This is a genomic window from Streptosporangium sp. NPDC049644, from assembly GCF_040675205.1.
Taxonomy (GTDB): Bacteria; Actinomycetota; Actinomycetes; order Streptosporangiales; family Streptosporangiaceae; genus Streptosporangium; species Streptosporangium fukuiense.
In genome coordinates this window covers 36172-51197 of record NZ_JBFAOJ010000071.1, presented here as the reverse complement: position 1 = coordinate 51197, position 15026 = coordinate 36172, and the positions used below count along the sequence as shown (strand labels likewise).

Sequence of the window (15026 nt, the reverse complement as noted above, 5' to 3'; positions counted from 1 at the left end):
TGGGGGGGGGCGCGGCGGGGGGCCGGGGCCCGCGCGGCCCCCGGGGGCCCCCCCGCCGCTCCGGTTCACACCGGGGCCGGTGCGACAGGGGTCCGGAGCGCGGCGGACCCGGCGCCTCAGGTGGTGCCCGGCGCCCGCCGCGATCCGGAGAGGGCCGTCACCGCATGGGAGCCGCGGGCACCGGCCCGCCTCCTCGTGGTGAACGGTGCGCCAGGCGGGCGGTGGTCACGCCGGGGGTCAGCTCTGGTCCCGGTGGTCGCTCAGGCAGATCGAGCAGTGGACCAGGCCGGCCCCCTCGGCCTCGACCAGGGAGACGACCTCGGTGCCGCTGTCGCCCGCGCCCTTGATCAGAGGGCAGGCGGGGTCGTGAAAGCGACGGGTGCCGATGATGACCATGACGGTCCCATCGCCCGCCGGCCGCTTCCCGGCCCCGGGGGCATCGCCGGCGTCGTGGTCCTCGGCAGAGGGGGCGGCCGCGGGCTCCGCCGGGGTGGAGTCGGCCGCTACCTGCCCGGCGCGCCCGGGTGCGGCCTCGGCCGGCTCCACCGGCTCAGGTGTGGTGCCGTCGGTGGCCTGCCCGGCACCCGGCTCCTCCCGGGGCGCCGGTTCCGCGGACCGCTCAGGCTCCGCGGAGGAGCCTGAGCCGGCGGCCCCGGACGTGCCCGAGGAGGACGGCTCCGACGGGGCGGAGTCCCGCCCGGCGGTCTCGGCCCCCGGGCGGGCCCCGGGCGCCGAAGGCCCGGCCTCGGCCTCCGCCTGTGCCCCGGCCTTGGCGGCCCCGGACGCGGCCGGCTCAGACGCGGCCGGCTCAGACGTCGTGACCTCGGACCTCGTGACCTCGGACCTCGTGACCTCGGACGTCGTGACCTCGGACACGGTGGGCTCGGGCTCGCCGGCCTCGGAGCCGGTGCGCTCGGCCTCGCCGGTTTCCGGCTTGGCGCTCTCCGGCGCCTCTCCCCGGCTCGCGGAGGCGCCACCCACGGCCGCTCCTGGCCCGGCGGGCTCGGCCGTCTCGGGCTTGACAGGCTCGTGCTCGGGCCTGGCCGGAGCCGCCGGGGCCTCCGGCCTGGACGCCTGGGCGACCATGTCGCGACTGAACCAGCTGGTGGCCTCGGAGTCGGCGTGCGGGATCTCGGGGACCTTCGGCAGCCGGATCGGCACCGAGGGGGTCGGGGACTCCGCCGCGCGGAGCGGGGGGCTCACGGGCTCCTGGGGCCGTACCTGCGGCTCGGAGGACTGAATGTAGGGCCGGGCGACCGGGACGACGGGCTCCTGCGGGGGCTCCTGCCGGGAGACGGCGCTCTCTCGCCTGGGGGCGGGCTCCGGCCTTGGCTGGGGCTCGGGCCGCGCTCCGGGGGCCTGCTGCCCTCCGGCGGGGGCCACGGGCCGTGCGGGACGGTACGGGGCGGTGAACCTGGCGGTGGCCTCGTGCGGGCCGGGCTCGCCGGCGCCGCCTGCGGGGCCGGACTCCGGGGAGGCGCTCAGGGGCTCGGCGGGCTCCCGTCCCCCGGGCGGGGCCTGGTACGGCCTGCTTCCGGCGGCGGGTTCCGGCAGGCAGCTGGTACAGGGCGTGAAGCCCTCCTCACGAGCCTCCTCGTGGGTGAGTTCCTCATGATCCCTGCCGGCCAGCTGGCGGCACCCCGCGACGTGATAGCGCTTGCGGCCGGGGATGACCAGCACGATCGCCTCGGCGTCCAGGGCACCCCGTCTCGCGGCGGTGGCGGTGGCCGGCCCGGCCACCGGGCCTCGTCGCGGCTGGGTAGGGGCCACGGGCATCTGCTGTCGCATCCCGTGCTGCGCCATCATGTGCGGTGGCACGGGAGGCTGGTTCGGCACACCGTGCGGCACGGGGACGGGCCCGGCCGGCATCGGTCCCTTCTCGGGAAGGGGCTGAGCGGCCCCGGCCTGCCCGCCGGGGAACAGCTCGTGGCGCCGCAACAACGCCCCGATCACCAGGAAGACGGCGGACAGCACGCTGACCGCGATCGACCACATGACCAGAAACGGCTTGGCCAGCACGATCCCCACGATGAGCAGGACGATGGCCGTGAGTACCAAACCGGCGCTGATAAGGATCACAGAAAGACTCCCGGATGCGGGTCAAAGGGGGTGACCCGACACCTTAGCGGCGGTCGTTGTGAGGACCGTCAACGCCCTGGAAGGCGCCCGAATGCTGCGACGGGTCGCCGCCGAACGGGTTGGGCGCGCCCTGGAGCGTCGGCTGACCACCCGGGGCCACCGCGTGGGACATGGCCGGAGGCCCGCTCACGATCGGGAACCCGCCGCTGCCCTCGGCAGCCACGTTGAGTTCGGCCAGCTGGTTCTCCAGATACAGCTTCAGGCGACTACGGTACTCGCGCTCGAAGCTGCGAAGCTCCTCGACCTTGCGCTCGAGCTCGTCGCGGGTCTGCACCAGCGAGCCCATGGCCTGGCGGTGCCGCTCCTGCGCGTCGCGCTCCAGCGTCTCGGCTCGGGCACGTGCGTCACCGATGACCTGCTCGGCCTGGCGACGTGCCTTGCCGAGGATGTCGTCGGCCTCGCGGCGCGCCCGGGTCACCGTCTCGTCCGCCTCCCGGCGGGCGTCGGCGATGGCCTGGTCCGCGGTCTGCTGCGCGAGGGCGAGCACCCGGGCCGCGGTGTCCATGTTGTCCTCGGCCGGAGGCATTCCCATTCCGACGGGAACGGGCTGCTGATGCTGCACCGGCTCGGGAGCGCGCATCGGCTCCGGCTGCTGCATCATCATCTCGGGCTTGGGCTCGGCGATGGGGGCGGGCGCCATGGCCATGCCCATCCCGCCGGGGACCTTGCCCCGCAGGCACTCCGCCAGCTTGGCGCGGAGCTCCTCGTTCTCCTGAATGAGACGGTCCAACTCGGACTCGACCTCATCGAGGAAGGCATCTACCTCTTCCTCGTCGTAACCCGGCCGAAGGCGGGTCGTACTGAATTGCTTGTTCCGCACATCGGCGGGAGTCAGCGGCATTTCGGTCTCCTTGGCGCGCTTGGAGTCTGTCCGGGGGGACGGTACCCGATCAACGAAGCGCGGACACGAGTTGGATCAAGACCAAGACCACAATGAACAGCACTGTGAAGCTTAGGTCAAAGGCCACCGTACCCAACCGGAGTGGTGGAATGAAACGGCGGAGGAACTTGAGAGGCGGGTCGGTCACCGTGTATACGGCTTCCGCCAGCACCAGGACGATGCCGGTGGGGCGCCACTGACGTGCGAACGCCTGCACCGTCTCAAAGATCATTCTGCCGATCAGCAGAACGAGGTAGATGGACAGGACGAAGACCAAGATCCCGCTAACGATCCCCACGGTCCGTCCTCGCCTCCACTCCGCTCTGCCGTCCTTCGTCCCATCGGGACCTGTCGGGCCGGTCACTGTTCATGGTGGAACTCTAGCTCTGGTTGAAGAATCCGCGTTCCGCGATTCGAGCCTTGTCCTCGGCGGTCACCTCGACATTGGCTGGGGACAACAGGAACACCTTGTTGGTAACACGTTCAATGCTGCCATGTAGGCCAAAGACGAGACCTGCCGCGAAATCAACGAGCCGCTTTGCGTCACTGTCAACCATCTCGGTCAGATTCATGATGACCGGGGTGCCGTCACGGAAGTGCTCGCCGATGGTCCGCGCCTCGTTGTACGTGCGGGGATGAAGGGTGGTGATGCGCGCCAGATCGGTCGTACGGCGCTCCAGGACGGCCGTCGTGGGCCGCGGAGCGGGCACACCCGGGTCGGTGTCGTCCGACAGGTCGTGGACCGTGCCAGGGCGCTCGTCGCCCTCCCGGCGCGTGTCGTCGAACTCCTCGTACTCGTCGTCGGGGTAGCTGTCGTATCTCTCGTAGCGGTCGTCCTCAACAAGACCGAGGTAGACCGCCATCTTGCGCATCGCGCCGGCCATCGCTACTTCTTCCTCCGTCTTACTTCGATGTGCCCGAGGGGCCAGCCCGACCGCCCTGAGCTCACCACCGTTCGACCGCTGTCCGGGTACGCGGACGCCAAGGTCCACTTGAAGGGACATTACCTGACGAAGGGCTTCCTGCGACCGAGCAACGCCGTACCAACACGCAGGTGTGTCGCACCGTTGGCAATGGCCTGGGACATATCCCCGCTCATCCCCGCCGAGATGACGCCCGCGCCCGGGTGGGCGTCCTGGACGGACCGCGCGATCTTCCTCAGCCTCGCGAACGCCCTGCCCGGTTCCTCCTCCAGCGGCGCGACCGCCATCACCCCGCCCAGCTCAAGCCCCGGCGCTCCGGCGACGGCGTCCGCCAGCGCCTCGGCCTGCTGCGGCACCACCCCGCCCCTGGCGGGGTCACCGTCGAGCGCGACCTGTACCAGGCAGGTGATCCGGCGTCCCGCCCCGAGCGCCTCCCTGCTGAGGGCGGTGACCAGCCGGGGGCGGTCGACCGAGTGGACGACGTCCGCGTAGCCGACCACCGAGCGGACCTTGTTGGTCTGCAACTGGCCGACGAAGTGCCACCGCAGGCCGAGGTCGGCGCATTCGCGCGCCTTGACCGAGGCCTCCTGGTCGCGGTTCTCCCCGACGTCGGTGATCCCGAGTCCGGCCAGCAGCCGCACGTCGGAGGCGGGGTAGGTCTTGCTCACCGCGATGAGCGTCAGCTCCTCGCGACTGCGGCCGGCGGCCCGGCAGGCTTCGGCGATCTCCGCCTCGACCCGGGCCAGCCCGGCCGCGATCTCATCTCGTCGTGTTGTTTCCGTCACATCTCCGCCGCTCGGACACTGACAAACCGGCGGAGCCCATTCTTCCCGGCACGGCCGGGGGGCTCTTCACCCGCCCCCACCGTGAGCGATGTCACTTCAGGAAGTCGGGAACGTCCAGTTCCTCTTCCTGCTCCTCGAAGATCACCGGGCGCCGCCGGGCGGGGTCGGTGACCCGCGCGGAGATCGGCGTCGGCTGCGAGGGCTCGGGGGTCGGACGCGGGATCGACAGCGGAGGGGAGTGCGGCTCCTCCACGCGGTGCGGCTCGGCGTGCTCCACCGGCTGCACCGGGTGGATCTGCTGGGGCGGAGGCGTCGGCTCCGCCGGCGGGGTGACGACCTGCCGCACCGGCGAGGGCGGCGTGTGCTCCACCCTGGGCTCCGGACGGGGCTCGGGGCGGGGCTCCGCCTTGACCGTGGGCGCCAGCGGGCGGACCGGGGCGGCAGCCGAGGGCGGGGCGGGACGCGAGGCGGGCTGCGGGCGGGACGCCGGCTGCGGGAGTTGCTTGGGCTCGGGAGCGGGCTCGTCGAAGCCTGCCGCGATCACGGTGACGCGCACCTCGTCGCCGAGGGCGTCGTCGATGACCGTACCGAAGATGATGTTGGCGTCCGGTGCCGCGGCGGTGGAGACGAGCTGGGCCGCCTCGTTGATCTCGAACAGGCCGAGGTCGGAGCCGCCGGCGATCGAGAGCAGCACGCCGTGCGCACCGTCGATGCTGGCCTCCAGCAGCGGGCTGGACACGGCCATCTCGGCCGCCGCGACCGAACGGTCGTCGCCGCGCGCGTGGCCGATGCCCATCAGGGCCGAGCCGGCACCGGACATGACCGACTTCACATCGGCGAAGTCGAGGTTGATCAGTCCGGGCGTGGTGATCAGGTCGGTGATGCCCTGGACACCGGAGAGCAGCACCTGGTCCGCCGCCTTGAAGGCGTCCAGCACGCTCACCTGCCGGTCGGAGATCGACAGCAGCCGGTCGTTCGGGATCACGATCAGGGTGTCGACCTCCTCGCGGAGGGTCTCGATGCCGGCGTCGGCCTGCATCGCCCTGCGCCGCCCCTCGAAGCTGAAGGGCCGGGTCACCACACCGATGGTCAGCGCGCCCAGGGTGCGGGCGATGTTGGCCACCACCGGGGCGCCTCCGGTGCCCGTGCCGCCGCCCTCACCGGCCGTGACGAAAACCATGTCGGCGCCCTTGAGGACCTCTTCGATCTCCTCACGGTGGTCCTCGGCCGCCTTGCGCCCGACTTCGGGATTGGCTCCCGCGCCGAGGCCGCGAGTGAGCTCGCGCCCGACGTCGAGCTTGACGTCGGCGTCACTCATCAGCAGCGCCTGGGCGTCGGTATTGATGGCGATGAACTCGACGCCCTTGAGTCCCTCCTCGATCATCCGGTTGACGGCGTTGACTCCGCCTCCGCCGATTCCTACAACCTTGATGACCGCGAGGTAGTTCTGCGGTGCTGCCACGACGAGGGGCCTTTCCGCTCGTTGACTTGCAATTTCATGCGGCACGGGGCCCGTGCCGTCGTTTCCAAAACCCTCACCCTCAAGTTGAGATTTAGCTTTATGTCAACCTGAGGAGTGATACGGACAGTAGGAGTTACGCTCCTGGCGGGTCAACTAACCGCGCCGCAAGCACGTCCAGCGTGTCGCGGGCCGTCCTTTTCCGGCAACGCCCGCCGTCCGATGAGATCACTTAACCGTCACGACGTCAGGCGAACTGACGTCATAGGTGTCGGCCGGACGTCTGAGCAGCGTAACAAGGATCCGCGCCTTGTCCGCGGGACGGTCGCCGCCGCCCCACACGATCGCGCGGCCGTCCTTCAGCCGCAGCGAGACCGTCTCGGCCGACGGTGCGAGCACCTCCGCGACCCGGCGGGCCAGATTCTCCGGCAGCGCGGCGATGACCGTGAGCGCCGCCGCGGTCGCCGGGTCGCCCGGCCCCGGCCGGTCCACCCGCAGCACCGGCAGTGCCGGCGGCGCGACGTCCTTGACCTCGGTGACCATCCCGTGCCGGTCCATCAGCGCCGACCTGTCGCCGACCGGCACCACCGCCACCGGCCTGCGCTCCACGACCTTCACCCGCAGGGTCCCCGGCCAGGCGCGGCTGACCGTCACCGACTCGATCTGGGTGATCCTGCCGATCCGGTCCTCCACCTCGGCCAGGTCGACCGTGGCGAGGGGCTTGCCGCCGGCCACCTGTGCCGCCCGCCGGATCTCCTCGGTGGACAGGCCCGCGTTGCCCACCACCTGGATCTCCCGGACCCCGAGCACCGGGGAGAAGAACACCAGCCACGCGGCGATGCCCACCACCCCCGCGGTGAGCAGGGCCAGGAAGGCCGACCGCCACACGCCGTTCAATGCCACTCCCCCTCCGGCGACCCGCGCCCGCTGGCATGGGTCACCGCGCGGCCAGCTCCGCCACGATCCTGGGACCCAGCTCGGTCACGTCGCCCGCGCCCATGGTCAGGACGATGTCCCCCGGCCTGGCCAGGCTCGCGACCAGGGCGGGCACGCCGTCCCGCTGGGGGGCGTAGGCCACCCGCTCCGCGGGCAGCGGCACCTTGTCCGCCACCAGCGCCCCCGACACGCCGGGCTCGGGATCCTCGCGGGCGCCGTAGACGTCCAGGACGACGGCCTCGTCGGCCAGCCCGAGCGCGATGCCGAACTCGTCGGCGAAGAACCTGGTGCGCGAGTACAGGTGCGGCTGGAAGACCGCGATGACCCTGCCGTCTCCCGAGAAGGACGCCACCACGTCCCGCGCCGCGCGCAGGTCGGCGGCCAGCTCGGTCGGGTGGTGGGCGTAGCTGTCGAAGACCGCCACCCCGCCCGCCTCACCCTTGGCCTCGAAACGGCGCTTGGCACCGGTGAAGGCCGCCAGACCGTCACGGATCTCACCGAAGGAGACGCCCAGCTCCCCCGCCACCGCGATGACCGCGGCCGCGTTGAGCGCGTTGTGACGGCCCGGGACCGCGAGCCTGACCTCCCCGTGCCCGTGGACCGTGAAGGTGATGCCCAGCCCCTCGGGAGAGACCTCGCCCACCCGCAGGTCGGCGTCCTCCGCCTCACCGTACGTGATCACCTTCAGGCCGCGGGCGCGGGCGATCGGGACCAGCGCGGCGGAGCCGGGATCGTCGGCGCAGATGACCATGGTGCCGGCGACGCGCTCCACGAACCGGGCGAAGCTATCGTGAACCGCGCGCGGATCACCGTAGTTGTCCAGATGGTCCGGCTCGACGTTGGTCACCACGGCGATGTCGGGGGCCAGCATGAGGAAGGAGCCGTCGCTCTCGTCGGCCTCGGCGACGAACACCTCGCCCGAGCCCTCGTCGGCGCCCAGCCCCGTCGTCACCAGCTGCCCGCCCACACAATACGAGGGGTCGGCGCCGCACTTCTGCAGCGCCACGGTGAGCATCGAGGTCGTGGTGGTCTTGCCGTGGGTGCCGGCCAGCGCGACGCCGGTCCTGCCCGCCATGACGGAGGCGAGCGCGGCGGCCCTGGGGATGACCCGCAGGCCCTGGCGGAGCGCCTCACCCAGCTCGGGGTTGGAGTCGCGGATCGCGGTGGAGACCACGACCGTGTCGACCTGCTTGATGTGCGAGGCGGCGTGGCCGATGTGCACCCTGGCCCCCAGCTCCCGCAGCTCGGCCGCGATGTCCGACCCCCGCGCGTCGCTGCCGGAGACCTGCACGCCCCGTTTGACTAGGATGCGCGCGATTCCGGACATCCCAGAACCGCCGATCCCGATGAAGTGGACCCGTCCCAGGTCTCCGGCCGCAACCGGATCCACCAGCTTGACCAGGCTCATCGGCCGCTCACCCCTCCTCGTTCGCCGCACGGACGCTCTCGTCCCGCCCGGCCCTCTCGCCGGAGATGGGCACGGGCAGCCCCGCGCTCACCGCGTCGGATCCGCTCCGCGCCCACTCAGCCTCTCCCCCGCACCGCGATCTGCAGCACCCTGCGCGCCAGTGTCACGTCGGCGTCCTTCCTGCCCATCCGAGACGCCGCCTCGGACATGGTGACCACGCGTTCGGGGTCGGACAGGAGGGGCAGCACGTTCTGAATGATCCACTCCGCTGACAACTCGGCGTCATCGATCATCAGGCCACCGCCGCCCCGCACGATCGGCGTGGCGTTGAGCCGCTGCTCGCCGTTGCCGTGCGGCAGCGGGATGTACGCGGCCGGCAGGCCCACCGCCGTCAGCTCGGCGCAGGTCATCGCACCGCTGCGGCACAGGGCGAAGTCGGCGGCGGCGTAGGCCAGGTCCATCCGGTCGACGTACTGCAGTACGACGTACTGCGGGTCGCCGGGCGGCGGTTCCTCCTCCAGCGTGTTCTTCGGGCCGATGACGTGCAGCACCTGTACTCCGGCCCGGCGCAGCGCGGGGGCGGCGGCCAGGGCCGCCTGGTTGAGCGAGCGGGCCCCCTGGGAGCCGCCGGTGACCAGCAGCGTGGGCAGGTCGGCCTCCAGGCCGAACCAGGCCCTGGCCTTGTCGCCCATGGACAGCCGGTCGAGGTTGACGATCTCACGGCGCAGCGGGATGCCGATGTACTCGGCCTGGTTCAGCGGCGTGTCCGGGTGGCCGGTGAACACGTGGTCGGTGAGGCGCGCGCCCAGCCGGTTGGCCAGGCCGGGGCGCGGGTTGGCCTCGTGGACCACGATCGGCACGCCGCGCCGCCGCGCCGCCAGGTAGGCGGGGGTCGCCACGTAGCCGCCGAAGCCGACCAGGACGTCGGCCTGGACCCGGTCCATGACGGCGGCGGCCGCGTTGATGGCGCCCGCCAGGCGGCCCGGCACGCTCAGCAACTGGGGCGTCAGTGTCCGGGGCAGCGGCACCGCGGGCACCAGTTGCAGTTCATACCCCCTGGCCGGGACCAGCCTGGTCTCCAGACCTCGCTCCGTGCCGAGGCAGGTGATCCCGATGTTGGGGTCGAGTTGGCGCAGCGCGTCGGCCAGAGCCAGCGCCGGTTCGATATGACCAGCCGTCCCGCCGCCGGCGAGGACCACCCTCATGTCGGTCCTTTCGCTTATCGTCTTCCACGGCCCGGCCGTCGTTTCCTGGCCGGACCACCCAGGCCAAGCCAGCTTAGGCCCCGCGCCACCGGTCCGGGGCCATGGGCCGCGAGAGCCTCGCGGGCGCCGGGCTCGTGCTTGGCGAACGACAGGAGCATGCCGAGGGTGGCCAGGGTGGGCAGCAGGGCCGACCCACCGTAGGAGACCAGCGGCAACGGGATACCGGTGATGGGCAGCACACCGATGACGGCGCCGATGTTGACGATCGCCTGACCGGCGATCCAGGCGACCGCGGCGGCGGAGGCGAGCCGGACGAACGGGTCCTTCACCCGGGTGGCCACCCGCAGCCCCGCGTAGCCCAGCAGCCCGAACAGGGCCACCACGACGAGCGTGCCCATCAGCCCGAGCTCCTCACCGAGGATGGAGAAGATGAAGTCGCTCTCCGCGTGCGGGATCCAGCTCCACTTCTGCCTGCTGGATCCCAGGCCCAGCCCGAACCAGCCGCCGCTGCCCATCGCGATCTGTCCCTGCACGGCCTGGAAGCCGGACCCCTGGGCGTTGCCCCACGGGTCGAGCCAGCCCGTGATCCGGTCCGAGCGGTAGCCCTCGGTGCTGATCATGACGATGGTCGCGAGCACCGCCACCGCGAGGATCCCGCCGAACAGCCTCAGCGGCGCGCCCACCACCCAGAGCAGCGACAGGAAGATCATCATCAGCACCAGCGTGGTGCCGAGGTCGCTTCCCAGCATGACCATGACGGCCAGGATGGCGGTGCCCGGCATCAGCGGGATGAACAGGCTGCGCCATTCGATCAGGCCGTTGCGCGCCCTGCGGGCCAGCAGGTCGGCACCCCAGAGGATCAGCCCGAGCTTGGCGGGCTCGGACGGCTGCAGGTAGATGGGTCCGAGGTCGATCCAGCGCTGGGCGCCGAGCTGGGAGGTGCCGACGAACAGCACCAGCACCAGCCCGAGGATCGACAGCGCCATCAGCGGGTAGCCGGCGAGCCTGAAGAACCGGGGGGGCAGCTGGGCGCAGACCCACATCAGCGGGAGACCGATCGCGGCCGAGATCGACTGCTTGAAGAACCAGTAGAAGGGATCGCCCATCTCCTGCAGCGCCTCAATGCTGGACGCCGACAGCACCATCATCAGGCCGAGCACCAGTAGCAGGGCGCTGCACCCCAGGATCAGGTAGTACGAGGTCAACGGCCGGTTGAGCAGCTCGCGGAAGGCGAGCAGGTGCTCGCGGAAGCCGTCCTGGCCCCGGGGGGCGCCCTCCTGCGCCGTCGCGCTCACGCCCGTCCCCCGTCGTGCCCTGCGGCGAGACGGTGCACGGCTCGGGCGAACGCCTCCCCCCGGGCGGGATAACCGGAGAACATGTCCCAGGAGGCGCCGGCCGGGGCCAGCAGCACGGTGTCTCCGGGGGTGGCGAGCCTGGCTGCTTCGGTGACGACACGGTCCATGACCCCAGTGTCTTGCCCGGCCACCTCCACCACCGGAACATTCCCGGCGTGTCGCGCCAGAGCCTCGCGAATTCGTTCGCGGTCGGCGCCCAGCAGGACCGCGCCGCGCAGGCGGGGCGCGGCGCGGCGTACCAGCTCGCCGACGTCCGCGCCCTTGAGCAGCCCGCCCGCCACCCAGACGATCGACGGGTAGGCGGCCAGCGAGGCGGCGGCGGCGTGCGGGTTGGTGGCCTTGGAATCGTCCACGTAGTCGACCTCGGCAACCCTGGCCACGTGCGCGATCCGGTGGGGGTCGGGCACGAAGGCCAGCAGGCCCTCGCGCACCGCGGCGGCGCTCACCCCGTAGGCCCTGGCCAGCGCCGCGGCGGCGAGCGCGTTGGCCACGTTGTGCGGCGCGAACGGGCGGACGTCGTCGAACGAGGCGAGCTCCTCCGCGTTACTCGCGGGGTCGGCCACGAACGCCCGGTCCACCAGCAGGTCCTCGACCACGCCGAGCTGGCCCGGAGCGGGCACGCCGAGGGTGAAGCCCACGCTGCGTGCCGCCGCGCTCTCGTACGGCGCGGCGAGACGGGTCGCCCACTCGTCGTCGGCGTTGTACACGACGGTCCCGGCCCTGGCGAAGATCTCCCCCTTGACCCGGGCGTACTCCTCCATGGAGCCGTGCCAGTCGAGGTGGTCCGGAGCCACGTTGAGCACCGCGGCCGCGTACGGGGCGATGCTGGGCGAGCGGTGCAGCTGGAAGCTGGACAGCTCCACCGCCAGCACGTCGCCGGCTCCGGCGACCGCCTCCACCACCGGGGTGCCGACGTTGCCGACGGCGAGCGCCCGATGCCCGGCGGCCAGGAGCATCGAGGTGAGCATCCGGACCACGGTGGTCTTGCCGTTGGTGCCGGTCAGCGCCAGCCAGGGAGCGGCTCCGCCCGGGCGGAGCCGCCAGGCCAGCTCGACCTCGCCGATCACCTCGATCCCCGCCGCCGCGGCGGCGGCGAGCAGCGGGTGGTGCGGCGGCCAGCCCGTGGTGACGATCAGCGAGGTGCCCGCCGGGGGCTCCGCGGACTCACCGAAGCGGACCTCGACACCGAGCTCGGCGAGCTCGCCCGCGAGCGCCCTGGCCCGCTCGTCGTCCCTGCCCTCCAGGACGACCACCTTCTCGCCCCTCGCGGCCATCGTGCGGGCCACGGCCGTGCCCGAGACCCCCAGTCCGGCGACGCAGATCACATGGCCTTTCCCACTCACAGCCTGGGCATCCATTCCACGTAGAAGATCCCCAGCCCGGCGGCCGCGCACAGGGCGGCGATCAGCCAGAAGCGGACCACGATGGTGGTCTCGGCCCAGCCCTTCAGCTCGAAGTGGTGCTGGAGCGGGGCCATCCTGAAGACCCGTTTACCGGTCATCTTGAAGGAGCCGACCTGGATGATCACCGACATGGTGATGAGCACGCACATCCCGGCGAGGATGATCAGCAGGAGCTGGGTCCTGGTGGTGATGGCCAGTCCGGCGAGCACGCCGCCCAGGGCCAGCGAGCCGGTGTCACCCATGAAGATCTTCGCCGGCGGGGCGTTCCACCACAGGAAGCCGACCAGCGCGCCGAGCACCGCCGCGGCGACCACGGCCAGGTCCAGCGGGTCGCGGACCCAGTAGCAGTTGGGCCCGAGCTGGGTGGTGCAGCTGTTGCGCAGCTGCCAGTTGCCGATCAGCACGTACGAGGCCAGCACCACGCCGGTGGCACCGCTGGCCAGGCCGTCGAGACCGTCGGTGAGGTTCACCGCGTTGGAGAAGCCCACGATCATGATCAGCACCCAGATGATGAACCCGATGAGCCCGATGGAGGGGCCGAAGTCCCTCAGGAACGACAGGCGCGTCTCGGCCGGGGTGATCAGGTAGGCGTTGGGGAAACGGGTCACCAGGATCGCGAAGACCGCGCCGACGATGAGCTGGCCCAGCGCCTTGGCACCGCTGCGCAGGCCCAGGCTGCGCTGCTTGTAGATCTTGATGAAGTCGTCCAGGAAGCCGACCGCGCCCAGGCCCGTCATCAGGAACAGCACCAGGACCGCGGAGACCGTGGGCGGTGTGAAGCTGTAGAGGTGGGCGCAGGCGAAGCCGACCAGCGCGGCGATCACGATCACGGTGCCGCCCATGGTGGGGGTGCCGCGTTTGTCGTGGTGGCCGGAGGGTCCCTCCTCCCTGATGCTCTGCCCGTAGCCGCGCCGGGAGAACAGGCGGATCGCCAGCGGCGTGCCCAGCATGGACAGCAGCAGGCTGATCGCCGCCGCGACGAGGATCTCCCTCATCGGCGATCACCTCCGAGCAGCGCCGCGGCCACCCGCTCAAGACCCGCGGCGCGCGGTCCCTTGACGAGCACGACGTCACCGGGGGCCAGCAGTGCCGACAGCTCCGCGCCCGCCTGTGCCGCGTCGGCGGCGTGCGAGACCCGGGTGGCGCCCTGGATCCCGGTTTCCGGGGCGTCGCCGAAGGAGGTGACGGGCGAGAGACGTGCCGCCGGACCGGTGCCCGGCGGCTCTCCCGCCCCCGGCGGGCCGTCCACCTCGCGCGGGGCCTCCGCGTGCGCCGCGGGCACGCGGCTCGCCGCCTCCCGTACGGCGGCCTCCGCCCCGGCCAGGATCGGGTCGGCGTCGGGGCCGACGACGAACAGAGCGGCCAGACCCGCGCCCCCGGCCAGCCGGCCCAGTTCCTCGTTGAGCGCGGGCCCCTCCTCGCCCAGCTCGCGCAGGGCGGCGATGACCGCGAAGCGGCGGCGACCGCCCGCGAGCGCGTCCAGGGCGCCGAAGGCGGCGCGCATGGAGTCGGGGTTGGCGTTGTAGGCGTCGTTGATCACGGTCACCCCGTCCTCGCGGTCGGTGACCTCCATCCGCCAGCGGCTGCGGGGCTCGGCCTCCGACAGCTCCTCGGCGATGGTGGCGACCGGCAGGCCGAGCTCGTAGGCGGCCGCCGCGGCCGCCAGCGCGTTCTCCACCGCGTGCTCACCGTACAGGCGGAGGGCGACCGGGGCGGCGCCGGACGGGGTGCGCAGTGTGAAGGAGGCGCGCCCCCGCTCGTCGACGGTCACGTTCTCGGCCCGTACGTCGGCGTCCTCGCTCCGGCCGTACCAGGTGACGCGGGCGCCGGTGCGCCCGGCCATGGCGGCCACCAGCGGGTCGTCGAGGTTGAGCACGGCCACGCCGTCGGCGGGCAGCGCCTCGACCAGTTCGCCCTTGGCCCTGGCGATCTCCTCCTTGCCGCCGAACACGCCCAGGTGGGCGGTGCCGACGTTGAGGACCACGCCGATCCTCGGCGGGGCGATACGGGCCAGGTGGGCGATGTGCCCGACGTCGCGTGCGCTGAGCTCCAGCACCAGGTAGCGGGTGTTCTCATCGGCCTTCAGCACGGTCAGCGGGTGGCCGATCTCGTTGTTGAACGACCCGACGGGGGCGACCGTTGGACCGATCCTGGCGGTGAGCCTGGCCAGCAGGTCCTTGGTGGTGGTCTTGCCCGCCGAGCCGGTGATGCCGATGACCGTGGTGGCCGGCAGTTCGGCGCAGACGGCGGTGGCCAGGCCGGTCATGGCCGCCACGGTGTCGCCGACGATGACGGCGGGGACGTCGACCGGCCGGGAGGCCAGCACGGCGACCGCCCCGGCCTCGACGGCCTGGGCGGCGAAGTCGTGCCCGTCGACCCGTTCACCCTTGATCGCGACGAACAGCGACCCCGGTTCGACGGCGCGGGAGTCGATGACGACCGGGCCGCGCACCACCGCGCGTGGGTCGGCCATGCCCGCGAGGGCCCCCGAGGTGATCTCGGCGATTCTGGCCAGCGGCAACGGGATCATGAT

The 15026-nt window shown here is 72.0% G+C and carries 13 protein-coding genes; all 13 read right to left on the bottom strand.

Annotated elements, in window-relative coordinates:
• Positions 1-237: 237 nt before the first annotated feature.
• A complete protein-coding gene (locus AB0J58_RS31375) occupies positions 238-2079 on the bottom strand; it encodes a hypothetical protein (protein ID WP_364222525.1) in 1842 nt (613 codons plus the stop codon).
• A gap of 43 nt (positions 2080-2122) precedes the next feature.
• Positions 2123-2980, bottom strand: coding sequence for a DivIVA domain-containing protein (locus AB0J58_RS31370; protein WP_343980728.1), 858 nt, complete (start codon positions 2978-2980; stop codon positions 2123-2125).
• A 49-nt stretch (positions 2981-3029) separates the two neighbouring features.
• On the bottom strand, positions 3030-3317 hold the full coding sequence (locus tag AB0J58_RS31365; RefSeq protein WP_030909817.1) for a YggT family protein: 288 nt from the start codon (positions 3315-3317) through the stop codon (positions 3030-3032).
• Between the two features lie 82 nt (positions 3318-3399).
• A complete protein-coding gene (gene sepF, locus AB0J58_RS31360) occupies positions 3400-3903 on the bottom strand; it encodes a cell division protein SepF (protein ID WP_343980733.1) in 504 nt (167 codons plus the stop codon).
• Positions 3904-4022: 119 nt separating this feature from the next.
• Positions 4023-4727, bottom strand: coding sequence for a YggS family pyridoxal phosphate-dependent enzyme (locus tag AB0J58_RS31355; protein ID WP_364222522.1), 705 nt, complete (start codon positions 4725-4727; stop codon positions 4023-4025).
• Positions 4728-4818: 91 nt separating this feature from the next.
• Positions 4819-6189: a cell division protein FtsZ gene (gene ftsZ / locus AB0J58_RS31350; protein WP_343980740.1), complete on the bottom strand. Its 1371-nt coding sequence runs from the start codon at positions 6187-6189 to the stop codon at positions 4819-4821.
• A gap of 225 nt (positions 6190-6414) precedes the next feature.
• A complete protein-coding gene (locus tag AB0J58_RS31345; RefSeq protein ID WP_364222519.1) occupies positions 6415-7089 on the bottom strand; it encodes an FtsQ-type POTRA domain-containing protein in 675 nt (224 codons plus the stop codon).
• A gap of 34 nt (positions 7090-7123) precedes the next feature.
• Positions 7124-8530: a UDP-N-acetylmuramate--L-alanine ligase gene (gene murC / locus AB0J58_RS31340; protein ID WP_364222516.1), complete on the bottom strand. Its 1407-nt coding sequence runs from the start codon at positions 8528-8530 to the stop codon at positions 7124-7126.
• Between the two features lie 116 nt (positions 8531-8646).
• Positions 8647-9735, bottom strand: coding sequence for an undecaprenyldiphospho-muramoylpentapeptide beta-N-acetylglucosaminyltransferase (murG, locus tag AB0J58_RS31335; RefSeq protein ID WP_364222513.1), 1089 nt, complete (start codon positions 9733-9735; stop codon positions 8647-8649).
• A 14-nt stretch (positions 9736-9749) separates the two neighbouring features.
• A complete protein-coding gene (gene ftsW / locus AB0J58_RS31330; RefSeq protein WP_343980749.1) occupies positions 9750-11030 on the bottom strand; it encodes a putative lipid II flippase FtsW in 1281 nt (426 codons plus the stop codon).
• Positions 11027-12448 carry a UDP-N-acetylmuramoyl-L-alanine--D-glutamate ligase gene (murD, locus tag AB0J58_RS31325; RefSeq protein ID WP_364222510.1) on the bottom strand — a complete coding sequence of 474 codons (1422 nt, stop codon included), beginning with the start codon at positions 12446-12448 and terminating at the stop codon, positions 11027-11029. Before murD ends, ftsW begins: the two co-directional genes overlap by 4 nt.
• The gene (gene mraY, locus AB0J58_RS31320) at positions 12430-13488 is read right to left on the bottom strand and encodes a phospho-N-acetylmuramoyl-pentapeptide-transferase (protein WP_343980755.1); all 1059 of its coding nucleotides are present in this window, start codon (positions 13486-13488) and stop codon (positions 12430-12432) included. The genes murD and mraY overlap by 19 nt, the downstream gene beginning before the upstream one ends.
• Positions 13485-15023, bottom strand: coding sequence for a UDP-N-acetylmuramoyl-tripeptide--D-alanyl-D-alanine ligase (gene murF / locus AB0J58_RS31315; protein ID WP_364222507.1), 1539 nt, complete (start codon positions 15021-15023; stop codon positions 13485-13487). Before murF ends, mraY begins: the two co-directional genes overlap by 4 nt.
• Between the last annotated feature and the right edge of the window lie 3 nt (positions 15024-15026).